We start from the raw sequence: 14,387 nt of genomic DNA, 5'->3' as shown, positions 1-14,387 counted from the left end.
AATTACCCGAATTTGGAAATTACTTTTGCAAAATGAGCAAAGATATCACCCTTCAGGCGCTACGCCTTTTTATTGATGTGGCAACACAGGGCAGTTTCAGTGACGTTGCCCGTCGGCGCGGCCTGCCGACATCTTCCGTGTCACGCCATATCAATGCGTTGGAAACCCGCTTGGGGCACAAACTCCTTGTGCGCAATACCCGTGCTGTCAGATTGACCGACGCCGGAACCCGATACGTGCATGAAGTTCGCGAAATTCTGGCCGCTCTCGATATTGCCAGCGACGCGGTCAGGGGCAATGCCACCACACCGCAGGGAAGGTTGCACATCAACGCACCCGTCGCATTTGGCCGCCATCACATTGCGCCCCATCTTGCCGAGTTCCAGCACCGGTTTCCCGGAATCGAAGTTGACCTGACCCTGACAGACGCCTTTATCGACCCGATTTCAGAAGGGGCCGATGTGGTCATACGCATCGGGACACTTCGTGATTCCAGCCTTGTCAGTCGAAAACTTGCCGCGCAGCGCTACGTCGCTGTGAGTGCGGCGTCATATCTCGAGCAACATGGCGCACCACCAACCCCCGACGCGCTCGCCGACCACAATTGCCTTGTTTACAAGGGGGCAAACGGGGAAATGCCATGGCTCTTTCGCAAGGGAAATGAGCCTTTCCGACCCTATAGGGTAAAGGGTTCACTACGCAGCAATGATGCCGACAGCCTTATTACCGCAGCACGTCAGGGACAGGGGATTATTCTGTTCCCGACATGGCTTTTACACGAGCACATCCGCCAAAAACATCTCTTGCCGATCCTGACCGACTGGCAAGCAGAAGCCTATACGATAAACGATGCCATTCATCTTCTGTTTCCGGAGAACCGAATGCGTTCGCCCAAGGTAACTGTCTTTCTGGACTTTCTTTCGGAAGCTACGGGAAAACCGCCCTACTGGGATCGCCTGGCCTTATCGTAAGCCCGTTGGTCACGCAAATATTGCTGCGCCTGGACTATGTTTTGCCAACCTTGGTGAGCCCATGTTGCAAACAGAAAAACGGGGCAACCGATGGCTGCCCCGTTTTTGATGGATCGTGCTCGATTGGCTTAGACGCCAGCTGGAATACCGCTGCGTTCAACCTTACGCGGCGATGTGATTTCTTTCCATTTGGAAAGCGCCTTGTTGACGGCCGGATACGGTTCGCGGGCGATGAATTCGCCGTCGCCGCATTTGGCAAGAACCACACCTTCTTCGGCAGCAATGCGGCCACGGCTGAGTGTGTAGCGCGGAAGGCCGGTGACCTCGATGCCTTCAAACACGTTGTAGTCAATTGCCGACTGCTGGTGTTTGGCGGTGATGGTTTTCGAGGCCTTCGGATCCCAAACAACAAGATCGGCATCCGCCCCGACAAGGATCGCACCCTTGCGCGGATAGATGTTGAGGATCTTGGCAATGTTGGTCGAGGTCACGGCCACGAACTCATTCGGGGTCAGCCGACCGGTGCCAACGCCATAGGTCCAAAGAAGCGGCATGCGGTCTTCAAGACCACCCGTACCGTTCGGGATCTTGGTGAAGTCGCCAACGCCCATGCGTTTCTGTTCGGTCGTGAACGCACAGTGGTCAGTCGCGACAACCTGCAGGCTGCCCGATGCCAGACCATTCCACAGACCATCCTGATGTTCCTTGCTGCGGAACGGCGGGGACATGACGCGACGTGCGGCGTGATCCCAATCGGCGTTTTTATATTCGCTGTCATCGAGAATAAGGTGCTGGATCAGCGGTTCGCCAAACACGCGTTTGCCGTTGGCACGTGCGCGACGGATGGCTTCGTGCGCCGGCTCGCACGATACATGCACGATATAAAGCGGCACATTGGCCATATCGGCAATCATGATCGCACGGTTACATGCCTCGCCCTCGACATCGACAGGACGTGAATAGGCGTGTGCCTCTGGCCCGTTATTGCCTTCGGCGAGCAATTTCTGCTGCAAGGTGGCGACCACGTCACCGTTTTCAGCATGCACCAGCGGCATCGCGCCCAGTTCCGAACAGCGCGAGAAGGATGCGAACATTTCGTCATCGTCGACCATCAACGCACCCTTGTAGGCCATGAAGTGCTTAAACGTGTTGATGCCCTTTTCCTGAACGATGGTCTTCATTTCATCAAAGACCTGCTCGCTCCACCAGGTGACGGCCATGTGGAAGGAATAGTCGCACACCGCCTTGGAGGATTTGTTATCCCAGGCTTGCAGCGCTTCCAGAAGCGACTGGTTCGGGGCCGGCAGGCAGAAATCGACCACCATGGTCGTGCCACCGGCAACGGCGGCCTTGGTGCCACTTTCGAAATCGTCTTCGGAATAGGTGCCCATAAAGGGCATCTCCATATGGGTATGCGGATCAATCCCGCCGGGCATCACATAGCAGCCGTCGGCCTCGATCACCTTGTCCCCGGTCAGGTTGTCCCCGATGGCGGCAATCTTGCCGTCTTCGATCAGAATATCGGATTTGTAGGTCAGGTCGGCGGTAGCGATGGTTCCGCCACGAATAACCATGGACATGGGTGGCTCCTTGTCTGTCTCTGCGGCGAAAAGTTGCGGGCCATCCCGGCATTTCGCCCGTTATCTCCAAACACCCAGAGGGTATTCAATCAGTCTTCAATCGATCGTCATAGTCCTGGAAGTCATCCCGTCCGGCGAAGCCCAAACCCCGCCGGACGGATAAAAGTTACAAGATGGAAGATTACATCTTGTCGGTCACGGCGTGGGTCCAGGCACCTTCCGGTTCCTTGGTGATCACCGGATCGGAACCACCCGAAAGCAGGCTGTCAACGGTACGCTGATAGGCTGCTTCGTCGAGAACCGCAGAATCACCAAGCAGTTTGGCGATTTCGGTCATCATGCGGACCTGATGTTTTTCGGTCTGGGCACCGGTCATGTCGTTATCAAGAACGATCATCGCGGCGTCTTCCGGGTTTTCCTTGGCCCAGTTCCAGCCCTTCATGCTGGCTGCAACAAAGCGCGACATTTTGTCGACGAATGCCGGATCCGAAAGGTTGTCTTCAAGAACATAAAGACCGTCTTCAAGGGTTGCGACACCCTGATCTTCGTATTTGAAGACCTTAAGGTCATCAGCCGGAATACCGGCATCAATCACCTGCCAGTATTCGTTATAGGTCATGGTTGAGACGCAATCGGCCTGCTTCTGGATCAGCGGATCAACGTTGAAGCCCTGCTTGAGCACGGTGACGCCGTTTTCGCCGCCATCGGTCGGAATGCCGAGTTTCGACATCCAGCTCAGGAACGGATATTCGTTACCAAAGAACCAGACACCAAGGGTACGACCCGGGAAGTCATCCGGGCTTTCGATCCCGGTTTCCTTCAGGCAGGTCAGCATCATGCCCGACTTGGCAAACGGCTGTGCGATGTTGACCAGCGGCACACCCTTTTCGCGCGATGCAAGGGCGGATGGCATCCAGTCGATGATCACATCCGCACCACCACCGGCAATCACCTGTGGCGGGGCAACGTCCGGACCACCCGGATTGATGGTCACATCAAGATCGGCTTCTTCGTAGAAACCTTTGTCGAGTGCCACATAGTAGCCTGCAAACTGGGCCTGTGTGACCCATTTAAGCTGCAGGGTTACCTCGTCTGCTGCCATCGCCGAAAACGATGCCAACCCGAAACTCAACCCCATAGCAGTCGAAATAAACTTATTCATTCGTCGATGTCTCCTCAGGTTGTAGTCAAGTCCTCCCGACGGGTCGTCTTGTTTTATGCCTTTAATGGCGACGTACCCGGAATGACGGATGCCATGACGTCGCTTTTCTTTCGATATAAGCCACAGCCCCGTAGAAGGCGGTACCCGCAAGGGCCGCCAATGCGATTTCTGCCCAGACCATGTCGATATTCATCCGCCCGACCTCGGTCGAGATGCGGAAGCCCATACCAACAATCGGGGTGCCGAAAAATTCGGCGACGATTGCGCCAATCAGCGCAAGCGTGGAATTGATTTTAAGTGCGTTGAAAACAAACGGCATGGCGGCCGGCAAACGCAGACGAAACAGCGTTGACCAATAGCCCGACGCGTATGTCGCCATCAGGTCCTTTTCAAGCTTTCCTGCGGCATTCAACCCGGTCACGGTGTTCACCAGCATCGGGAAGAAGGTCATGATCACGATCACAGCCGCCTTCGATTGCCAGTCAAAGCCAAACCACATCACCATGATCGGTGCGACCCCGATGATCGGCAGGGCCGAGACCATATTGCCAAGTGGCAAAAGACCACGTTTGAGGAACGGCACACGGTCGACCGCGATCGCCACGATAAAGGCCGAACCACAGCCCATGACATAGCCGCTCAGCACCGCCTTCACAAAGGTCTGGTGGAAGTCGGCGGCCAGAATGTCGGTGGAATTGACGAAACGTTCGCCAATCATGCTGGGCGGCGGCAACAGGACCTGTGGCACGCCAAAGCCTGAAACGACGACTTCCCAGACAAACAGAAGCCACACACCAAAGGCTACGGGCACGACGAAGTTCGCCAGATGCTGTTTGGTGCGATCAAGGCTGTGGAAATTGGCAATCACATCAATCCCGCGCCAGACAAACGCCCAAAGCGAAAGAATGAACAACCAGAACCCCGGCCCGGCATAACCAGCAACCCCGTAGTCATAAAGAACACTGATCGCCTGCCAGCAGCCAAATACCGCAATCGCAAGAATGACCATACCGGCGGTGACGGATCCGACACCAAGCCAGGTAAAGGCCGACCCGGCAATCACACAGAGCGCCATGGCAACGGCAAGACCGGGAATATCCCCGACAAAGGCAACCTGTTTGCCGGTATCGCCATCCACCCCCGCAAGCGGGAAGATCAGGGCGAGCAAGGCCGCAATCGCCGCGACGAGACAGAACTTGTCCAATTTCGTCCAGGTCATGACTTCACCCCCATCCGCACAAGAACCCTGCGTTCACACCAGCCGACGATGACGACAAGGATGGCGGCCACAAACGCCGCGGTTAGAAGGGCCGACCAGATTTGAATGGTCTGTCCGTAATAGGAGCCGGCCAGCAAACGCGCGCCAAGACCCGCCTGCGCACCGGTCGGCAATTCACCAACGATGGCACCGACCAGACTGATCGCAATCGCAACCTTCAGGCTGGCAAACAGATAGGGCATGGCCGACGGCAAACGAAGCTGCCAGAAGGTCTGCCATTTCGAGGCGTTATAGGTCCGCATCAGATCAAGCTGGATCACCTGCGGGGAACGCAGGCCTTTGACCATGCTGATCGTGACCGGGAAGAAGCAGAGATAGGTCGAAATAACCGCCTTTGGCACCAGTCCCTTGATCCCGATGGCGCCCAGAACAACGATGATCATTGGCGCGATGGCAAGGATCGGAATGGTTTGCGATGAAATCACCCATGGCATCAGGCTTTTTTCAAGCGTCATGACATGGACAATGCCAACCGCCAGCAACACACCGAGCAACGTGCCAATCCCAAACCCAAGAAGGGTCGAGGAAAGCGTTACCCAGCTGTGATAGACCAGCGACCGTTTCGACGTGATCTTGATGGCAAAGATGGTGTGATACATCTCGACCGCGACCTGATGCGGGGCGGGCAGGATCGGGCGATCTTGCGCCAGTGTATCTTCGATCAGCTGGCCTGCGGTCCAGGTCTGGTCAGCACGGTTGTAACGGTCAATCTGGGTCGGCGCGTTCATGAAAACCGCCCCGACATACCACAGAACAAGAAGGGCGATCAGAACAACGCAAACCGGCCCGGTCTGGCCAGACATCATGCGTGTCCAGGTCGATGGTCCGCGAACGGACCCGGTCATGGCAGCAGTGTTACTCGTCATTGCTGTGCCCCGCACGCAGCCCTTCGCGCACCCGATGCGCAATCTCGAGGAATTCCGGCGTTTCGCGGATATCAAGTGTGCGGTCTTTCGGGAAGTCGGTTTCGATCACGTCAATGATCCGCCCCGGACGGGGTGACATCACAACGATCTTGGACGACAGATACACGGCCTCGGGGATGGAATGGGTGACGAACGCCACCGTCTTGTTGGTCCGCGCCCACAGTTTCAACAGCTGTTCATTCAGGTGATCGCGCACGATTTCATCAAGCGCGCCAAACGGTTCGTCCATCAGCAACAGGTCGGCGTCGAACGACAGGGCACGCGCGATTGATGCACGTTGCTGCATGCCGCCTGACAGCTGCCATGGGAATTTCTTTTCAAAACCATTGAGCTCGACCAGTTTCAGGGCCTCCTGGGCGCGCTTGACGCGCTCTTCCTTGGAGATTTCCATGATTTCGAGCGGCAAGGTCACGTTGCGTTCGATCGAACGCCACGGCAAAAGGGCCGGTGCCTGAAACACATAGCCATAAGCACGCTTTTCACGCGCTTCGTGCGGCGTCACACCATTGATCGAAATTTCGCCGCCGGTGGCTTGTTCAAGGTCGGCGATCACACGCAAAAGTGTTGTTTTGCCGCAACCCGACGGGCCGATAAAGGAAACAAAGTCGCCTTCCTCGATGGTCAGATCGACATCGGAAAGGGCGTAAACGGGACCGTCTGCCGTCTGGAAGGTCAGCGACAGTTTCTTGATATCAACAACTGCTTTTTTCGATGCGGGCATCTCAGCAACATTATTGACGACTTGTTTTAGCGTCATGGGGTTTCCCCTGATCGTATGTCTCTCTCAGAACCAAAAGCGTCTCTTTTGGCACAGTCGATGGAAGCCTCCCTCAGGGACGTTGCCCTGAACCTTGTCGACATTGATCAAACGCATAAAGCCTTTGCCCGGTCGTTGCCGGGAACGGGGAATGATACCCCACCTGTCGATCAAGGCAAAACGGCGAGCAGCGCTTTGACCGCTCGCCGGTATCATGAAATCAGTTCCCGTCCGTCAGACGGGTATAGGTCGACGGGCGACGGTCGCGGAAGAACTGCCAGTTATCGCGAATTTCGCGCACCATCGACATATCCATGTCATGGACCAGCAATTCGTCATTATCGCGTGATGCCTGTGCTTCGATTTCGCCGCGTGGATTGACGAAATAGCTTTGGCCGTAAAACTCGCCAATATCCCATGGCTGTTCGCGGCCAACCCGGTTGATCGCGCCGATAAAGCACCCATTGGCGACAGCCGACGCCGGCTGTTCGAGTTTCCAGATATATTCCGACACCCCGGCAACGGTCGCCGACGGATTGACGATATATTCCGCGCCATTAAGCGCCAAGGCACGCCAGCCTTCCGGGAAGTGCCGGTCGTAACAAATATAAACGCCAAGTTTGCAATACTGGGTATCAAAGACCGGCCAGTTCGATACGCCCGGCTTGAAGAAGAATTTTTCCCAGAAACCGGCGACATGCGGGATGTGGGTTTTGCGGTATTTGCCAAGATAGGTACCGTCGGCGTCAATCACGGCAGCGGTGTTGTAATAAACACCGGTGATGTCCTCCTCATAGATCGGAACAACGATCACCATTTTGTATTTGGCGGCCAACTCACACATCAGCTGTGTGGTCGGGCCATCAGGGATTTTTTCTGCAGCCGCGTACCATTTCTTGTCCTGGCTCGGACAGAAATAGGGCTGGGTGAATACTTCCTGAAAGCACAGAACCTGCACACCTTTTTTGCCCGCCTCTTCGATATAGGGCAGGTGCGCGTCGATCATGGCCTTGCGGATTTCTTCGGGGGACTGATCGGTTGAACCCTTAAGGCTCATTTGAATCAGGCCACCTCTCAGCTTTGACATCCGAGATACCTCCTTGATCTGATATTTTTATGTCCTTGCCACTTCTGTGGTCTGACGGACTTATGCCCAAACGCGCCCCAAGAACCCTGTTTGTTTTTTTACGGGTTCGTTCCCAGACGGGACGCGATCAGAAAAATCGCGAAACAGTTGTTTCCTCCGTGGCGTTGCAGACCCGTTTGTTTTTGATGGTTCTGCAAGCCGGGTGTCCCCTGCCCGTTTGCGCAGGCAGGGAACGAAAATCGTAATCCTAGTCGATCTCTTTAAGCACTTCGCGCAGTGTGCCGAACAGCTGATCAATATGTGATTTTTCAAGGATCAGCGGCGGCGACAGCGCAATGATATCACCCGTGGTGCGGATCAGAATGCCCTTCTCAAACGCCTTGAGGAAGGAATTGAACGCACGCTTGGTCGGGAAGCCTTCAATCGGCTCCAGCTCGATCGCACCGATCAGGCCAAGGTTACGGACATCCTTGACCAGCGGCAGATCGATCAGGCTGTGCACCGCATCTTCCCAATACTGACCAAGTTCCTTACCCTTGGAATACAGACCTTCTTCTTCATAGGTCTCAAGCGTTGCCATCGCAGCCGCACAGGCAACCGGGTTGCCCGAATAGGTGTAGCCATGGAACAGCTCGATCATGTTTTCCGGGCCGGTCATGAAGGCATCATGGATTTCGTCGGTGGCAAACACCGCCCCCATCGGGATGGTACCGTTGGTAAGGCCCTTGGCGGTCGTGACCAGATCCGGCTGAACACCGAAATAATCGACTGCGAACGGCGCACCCAGGCGACCAAAACCGGTGATGACCTCATCAAAGATCAACAAGATGCCATGCTTGGTGCAGATCTCGCGCAGGCGTTCCAGATAGCCTTTTGGTGGGATCAGAACGCCGGTGGAGCCTGCAACCGGCTCGACAATGACGGCCGCGATGGTCGACGGATCATGCAGCGCGCAAATGCGTTCCAGATCCTCGGCAAGGTAGGCGCCATGTTCGGGCATACCACGGGTAACACCGTTTTCGTCCGGCAGGTAAGTGTGACGCATATGGTCAACACCGCCCAGCATCTGGCCGAATGTTTTGCGGTTACCCGAAATACCACCAACAGAAATACCGCCAAAGTTCACACCGTGATAGCCGCGTTCACGGCCAATCAGGCGGGTCCGCTGTCCATCGCCGCGTGCACGGTGATAGGCCAGTGCGATTTTAAGCGCGGTTTCAACCGACTCAGAACCGGAGTTGGTATAAAAAACGTGGTTGAGATTGCCCGGCATCAACTGTGCCAGACGGCTGGCCAGTTCGAACGCCTTGGGATGGCCCATCTGGAATGCCGGGGCATAATCCAGCTCGTCCATCTGCGCCTTGACCGCTTCGACGATTTTCGGACGCTTGTGACCAGCGTTGCAGCACCAAAGGCCAGCGGTGCCATCAAGGATGTCGCGGTTATCGTCGGTTTTGTAATACATGCCATCGGCCGACACCAGCATACGCGGGGTCTGCTTGAACTGACGGTTGGCAGTAAAGGGCATCCAGAACGCCGAAAGATCGTTCGGACGGCTAATTTTCGTGGTGGCTGTCATCAAAAGGTCTCCCGTACCTTTTCAAGTTCTTCCCTCGACCGGTTCGGTGGCGGGCCACCGTGCACCGGCATCTGATATTCTTCATCCCGTTTTCGCGAAAAGGTATCTGGCCTAATGACCAAAATGTCGCACATTCGTTTCCCGGGACGGCCCGACCTGTTGCGGGCACACAAACGTCGTTAGCATGAGACATGCCCACGCACTAGCGCTTTAATACCACCGCGGAACTGTTTCGAATATTCGACTGTCAAACACCATTTCGGCGACCCTGATTTTTATTTACGGCGTCTATTTTGTGTTTATCTTTCATCGGTACTGTTCGATATTTCGGACAAAACCGACTCTTGACCATGGCCAGGGTCCAAACTCATCCAAATGATCGATCCGGCAATTGATATGAGAGAAAAAGCAAGGAAAAGCCCGCAGATTGGGGTGATCCCCAATCAAGGGATTTGACGCAGAGGCTTTCTCTCATATCAGTTGTCCTTCGGATCACCCGGATTTGCACGGGCTACGTTGTCGCAAAATCTTGAAAGATGTGCATCTTCCTGCAATTTTGCTTCGCATATCCGCACAAATCCGGGCGACCGGAACGGTCATTTGGATAAGTTTGGACCCTAGGCGCGACGCGCATAAAAAGTTTCTTTTTGATATTTGCAGTAGAGGTTATTTTAACCTGACCAAACGGTCAAGATAAATGACGCGATTTAGACAGCACGATTGAGATCCATCAAAATCGGCGCGAAACGGGACACAAAAATGAGCACAAAACCCGCAGTAAACGGCGCACACAAGGCCGCGATCCGACAGGAAAACGAAGAACAGATTCTGGCCGCTGCCGAACGGGTCTTTGCCGATTTCGGGTTCAAGGGGGCGACCACCGCGCGGATTGCCGAAATCGCCAATGTCCCCAAGGCCAATGTGCATTACTATTTCAGCACCAAAGAGGCGCTTTATCGTCGCATCATGGAAGATGTCTGTGACCACTGGCTCGAAGCGGCAATGACGTTCGATAACAGTGCCGACCCCGCCTTCATTCTGCGTGGCTATATTGAGGCCAAGATGGAATTATCGCGCGTTCGTCCATACGGATCGCGTCTTTGGGCACATGAAATCATCCGTGGCGCCAAATTCTCGTCGGAATATATCTCGACCACGGTGAAAAACTGGCTCGATAGCCGTGTGGAGGTCATTCGGGGCTGGATTGACGAGGGCAAGATGGATGATGTCGAACCCTACACCCTGATGTACATGATCTTTGCCACCACCCAACACTATGCCGACTTTGGCCGCCAGATCGAGATTTTCAACAATGACAAGCCACTGACCGACGCGCAGTTTGCCGAGGCCAAGGAAAATGTCGTGCGCATCATATTGAAGGGTGTTGGCCTCGCCTGATCCCCCGTTTGGGGACCTAACAGCGGCCGACGTCACCACTTCTGTATAGTTGTATCGGATTATCGCGGGACCAATTTTAGTTATTCCTGATAATCACGATGTTTGCAGACAATAATGCTGTGTATCGGACCATCTCTTCGCGCTGTTTGTGGCTGTATTTCCGCTGTCCTGATCGGCGGATCTGCGTCCCTGATGACATTCCCGGCAGCTGCCGAAAACGCAATTTTAGCCCAGACACAAAACACCCCGCCTGCCAGCAATTGCAGGAAGCTGTCGGTTGGCGGCGCAGACGGTTGGGAGCCGATCACCTATATCCGTGATGATGGCCAACAGACCGGACTTGCAATCGACATTTTGCAGGATTACGCCAACCGTCACGATTTGAAGCTTGATCTCAATCTCGACATTCCCTGGACACGCGCCATTCAGATGCTCAGCAAGGGTGAACTGGATGTGATTGCTGGCGCCTATTTCACCCACGAACGCGATCAGGTCCACTTTTACAGTGCGCCATTTGCCAATGACGACATCATGGTCTTTCAACGCAACGACAATCGTTTTCCGGTTGTCGAACTGAGCGACCTGATCGGGTATGACGGTGCGCGTCCGCAAGGTGGCAGTTACGGCGATTATATCGACCGCTTTGCCGAACAACGGCTGAACATGATTTTTTCCCCCACTGGCAATCGCATCTTTGACGTCCTGATGAATGGGCGGGTCGATTATGTGATGCTGGGACGCTTTGACGGGCTGACCAATATCTATCGCGACAATCTGATCGACGAGATCTTCGTGGTCGAACCACCGATTGACAGCAACAAGGTCCATTTCATGTTTTCACGCAAAAGCCCCTGTATGGGACATGTCAGAAACCTGAATATCCTGATCGAACAGCTTGCCGAGGACGGAACGCTTGATCAGTGGACAGAGAACCATCTTCTTGATGTGTCCGAAGGGGCGAGTTAACGGCGGCGTGTTGCCACAACAAAAAAGCAGGGCGTTATATGCGCCCTGCTTTGTGTTTGGTTCCCGTGAAATATCGGGACCCTATTTTTGCATCACCGTTTCATCGGCCTTGGCCAGAACCGCATGCAGCAGAACCTGACCACCGGCATCCGACCAGTGTTTATGCACTTCTTCGATTTCGTTATGTGAAATGCCATCAACACACGGGATAAAGATCATCGCCGTCGGACAGACTTGCGCCAGATAACACGCATCATGCCCAGCACCCGAGACGATTTCACGCGCAGAGAACCCGCCAAGTTCGGCCCCCATGCGCACCGCATCGACACAGGATTTATCGAACGGAACCGGTGCGTAATAGAAGATCTGCTCAAGCTCGGTCTGAAGGCCGATATCCTTGGCAATCTTTTCGACACCTTCGCGCAATGCCTTGTCCATATCGGCCAGAACCGCATCATCGGGATGACGGAAATCGACGGTAAAGAACACCTCGCCCGGGATGACGTTGCGCGAGTTTGGATGGATTTGCATCATACCGACCGTCGCACAGGCAAGCGGGGAGCGATCCAGACCGATCTTGTTGACCAGATCAACCACGCGTGCAGCACCAAGCAATGCATCCTTACGCGTCTTCATCGGGGTCGGGCCGGCATGGGCTTCGACACCGGTGAACTTGATTTCATACCAACGCTGGCCCTGGGCATCGGTGACAATACCGATATCCTTGCCTTCATCTTCAAGGATCGGGCCCTGTTCAATATGGGCTTCGAAATAGGCCCCCATCGGATGGGCATCAATGGTCGCCTCGTCCGGTCCCATATAGCCAATACGTTCCAGTTCCTCGCCCATGGTTTTGCCATCAACATCTGCACGGGAATGACCGTATTCAAGGTCAAACACCTTGGCAAAGACACCGGATGCCACCATTGCCGGGGCAAAGCGCGAGCCTTCCTCGTTCGTCCAGCAAACGACCTCAAGCGGCGCTTCGGTTTCGTATTTGGCTTCATTAAGCGTGCGGATCACTTCAAGACCCGACAGCACCCCGTAAACGCCGTCATACTTGCCACCGGTTGGCTGGCTATCAAGGTGGCTTCCCATCACCACCGGCGGCAGATCGGGATTACGGCCTTCGCGGCGGGCGAAGATATTGCCCATCTTGTCGATCCGGATCGAGCAGCCCTCTGCCTTGCACCAGTCGATGAACAGATCACGGCTTTCACGGTCAAGATCGGTCAGCGCCAGACGGCAAACGCCGTCCTTTGCGGTTTTGCCGATCTTGGCCATTTCCATCAGGCTATCCCAAAGGCGGTCACCATCAATTGACAGGTTACGTACACTGGGTTGAGCAGTCATTCGTCAGTCCTTTTGGTTTTGGTGGCGTTTGCGCGGATGGCTTATTCAGCAGCCACGCGCATGGGATTAAGCGGATGTTCCGGCCAGGTCATCGGCGGCTTGTCGGTCTTGACCGGCTCCATGGTGATGCAATCGGGCACCGGGCAGATGTGATAGCAAAGGTTACACCCAACGCATTCCTCATCGACCACTTCAAACAGACGGCCGCCTTCGGGCTTGTCGGTCATGGTGATTGCCTGGTGCGAGGTATCTTCGCACGCAATATGGCAACGACCGCACTCGATGCAGTTATCCGGGTTGATCACCGCCTTGGTGTCGAAGTTCATGTTAAGCTCGTTCCAGTCGGAAACCTGCGGAACGGCAGCACGGGTGAACTGTTCGACACTGGTATAACCCTTGTCATCCATCCATTGGCTCATACCGTCAATCAGGTCATCGACCACGCGGAAGCCATAGATCATCGCAGCCGTGCAAACCTGAACGGCGTTCGATCCAAGCGCCATGAATTCAACGGCGTCTTTCCAGGTGGTGATGCCCCCGATACCGGAAATCTCAAGATCGCGGGTTTCGGGTGTGCGGGCGATTTCAGCAACCATGTTCAGCGCAATCGGCTTGACGGCCGATCCGCAATAACCGCCATGCGTGCCCTTGCCGTCAACAACCGGCTCCGGGATCATGTTGTCGATATCGACTGAGACGATGGAGTTAACGGTGTTAATCAACGATACGGCATCCGCCCCGCCCTTAAGCGCTGCTTCGGCCGACCACAGAATGTTGGTGATGTTCGGGGTCAGTTTGGTAAAGACCGGAATATCGACCGCATCCTTGACCCAACGGGTGACCTGTTCGACCATTTCCGGCACCTGACCGATGGCCGAACCCATGCCACGTTCGCACATGCCATGCGGGCAACCAAGGTTAAGTTCCAGGCCATGCACACCGCTTTCGGCGATCTGCTGGGCCAGGTCCTTCCAGGCGCGTTCCTCGATCGGGGCCATCATCGAACCGATAATGACATGATCAGGATATTCTTTCCGGCATTCGCGGATTTCCTGAAGGTTGGTGGCAAGCGGACGGTCGGAAATCAGCTCGATATTATTGATCCCCAGCAGACGACGGTTCTGGTCATGGTGCGCGCCATAGCGCGACGACACGTTGACCACGGGTGGATCGATGCCCAGCGTCTTCCAGACAACCCCGCCCCAGCCTGCTTCGAAGGCGCGAACGACGTTGTATTTCTTGTCCGTTGGCGGCGCGGAGGCCAGCCAGAACGGGTTTAGCGAATCAATACCGGCGATTTTGCAGCTTAGATCAGCCATTTTCTCTCTC

Annotated in this window: 12 protein-coding genes; 3 read left to right on the top strand and 9 right to left on the bottom strand. The window is 55.0% G+C overall.

Going from position 1 to position 14,387, the window contains the following annotated elements:
* The first annotated feature begins 32 nt into the window (after positions 1 to 32).
* Positions 33 to 971: a LysR family transcriptional regulator gene (locus IT893_RS05275; protein ID WP_197147086.1), complete on the top strand. Its 939-nt coding sequence runs from the start codon at positions 33 to 35 to the stop codon at positions 969 to 971.
* 128 nt (positions 972 to 1,099) lie between these two features.
* Here the strand turns inward: IT893_RS05275 and hydA are convergent, their stop codons facing one another.
* From hydA to IT893_RS05240, 7 genes are all read right to left on the bottom strand, one after another.
* The gene (gene hydA, locus IT893_RS05270) at positions 1,100 to 2,551 is read right to left on the bottom strand and encodes a dihydropyrimidinase (protein WP_197147085.1); all 1,452 of its coding nucleotides are present in this window, start codon (positions 2,549 to 2,551) and stop codon (positions 1,100 to 1,102) included.
* A 181-nt stretch (positions 2,552 to 2,732) separates the two neighbouring features.
* A complete protein-coding gene (locus tag IT893_RS05265) occupies positions 2,733 to 3,713 on the bottom strand; it encodes an ABC transporter substrate-binding protein (protein WP_008890122.1) in 981 nt (326 codons plus the stop codon).
* Positions 3,714 to 3,774: 61 nt separating this feature from the next.
* Complete coding sequence (locus IT893_RS05260) at positions 3,775 to 4,932, bottom strand: ABC transporter permease (RefSeq protein ID WP_064781867.1); 1,158 nt, start codon at positions 4,930 to 4,932, stop codon at positions 3,775 to 3,777.
* The gene (locus IT893_RS05255) at positions 4,929 to 5,858 is read right to left on the bottom strand and encodes an ABC transporter permease (protein ID WP_246879181.1); all 930 of its coding nucleotides are present in this window, start codon (positions 5,856 to 5,858) and stop codon (positions 4,929 to 4,931) included. Before IT893_RS05255 ends, IT893_RS05260 begins: the two co-directional genes overlap by 4 nt.
* The gene (locus IT893_RS05250; RefSeq protein WP_008890125.1) at positions 5,848 to 6,639 is read right to left on the bottom strand and encodes an ABC transporter ATP-binding protein; all 792 of its coding nucleotides are present in this window, start codon (positions 6,637 to 6,639) and stop codon (positions 5,848 to 5,850) included. The genes IT893_RS05255 and IT893_RS05250 overlap by 11 nt, the downstream gene beginning before the upstream one ends.
* A gap of 256 nt (positions 6,640 to 6,895) precedes the next feature.
* A complete protein-coding gene (locus IT893_RS05245; RefSeq protein WP_008890127.1) occupies positions 6,896 to 7,762 on the bottom strand; it encodes a nitrilase-related carbon-nitrogen hydrolase in 867 nt (288 codons plus the stop codon).
* A gap of 247 nt (positions 7,763 to 8,009) precedes the next feature.
* Positions 8,010 to 9,341, bottom strand: a complete 1,332-nt coding sequence (locus IT893_RS05240) for an aspartate aminotransferase family protein (RefSeq protein WP_197147084.1) — start codon at positions 9,339 to 9,341, stop codon at positions 8,010 to 8,012.
* 759 nt (positions 9,342 to 10,100) lie between these two features.
* Between IT893_RS05240 and IT893_RS05235 the strand changes: the two genes are divergently transcribed.
* Positions 10,101 to 10,739: a TetR/AcrR family transcriptional regulator gene (locus tag IT893_RS05235; RefSeq protein ID WP_197147083.1), complete on the top strand. Its 639-nt coding sequence runs from the start codon at positions 10,101 to 10,103 to the stop codon at positions 10,737 to 10,739.
* Between the two features lie 192 nt (positions 10,740 to 10,931).
* Positions 10,932 to 11,705 (top strand): ABC transporter substrate-binding protein, encoded by a 774-nt coding sequence (locus tag IT893_RS05230; RefSeq protein ID WP_197147082.1) that lies wholly within the window; start codon positions 10,932 to 10,934, stop codon positions 11,703 to 11,705.
* 81 nt (positions 11,706 to 11,786) lie between these two features.
* Here IT893_RS05230 and IT893_RS05225 read toward each other — a convergent pair whose 3' ends face one another.
* Together IT893_RS05225 and preA are read right to left on the bottom strand one after the other, a co-directional pair.
* Entirely contained in the window at positions 11,787 to 13,058 is a 1,272-nt protein-coding gene (locus IT893_RS05225) for a Zn-dependent hydrolase (protein ID WP_008890131.1), read from the bottom strand.
* Between the two features lie 41 nt (positions 13,059 to 13,099).
* Positions 13,100 to 14,377 carry an NAD-dependent dihydropyrimidine dehydrogenase subunit PreA gene (gene preA / locus IT893_RS05220; RefSeq protein WP_008890132.1) on the bottom strand — a complete coding sequence of 426 codons (1,278 nt, stop codon included), beginning with the start codon at positions 14,375 to 14,377 and terminating at the stop codon, positions 13,100 to 13,102.
* Positions 14,378 to 14,387: the final 10 nt, after the last annotated feature.

The sequence above is a fragment of the Thalassospira sp. A40-3 genome, assembly GCF_015871485.1.
In the GTDB taxonomy this organism is placed as follows: Bacteria; Pseudomonadota; Alphaproteobacteria; order Rhodospirillales; family Thalassospiraceae; genus Thalassospira; species Thalassospira tepidiphila.
Note: the sequence above shows the minus strand (reverse complement) of the source record. Positions and strands in the feature narration are given on the sequence as shown.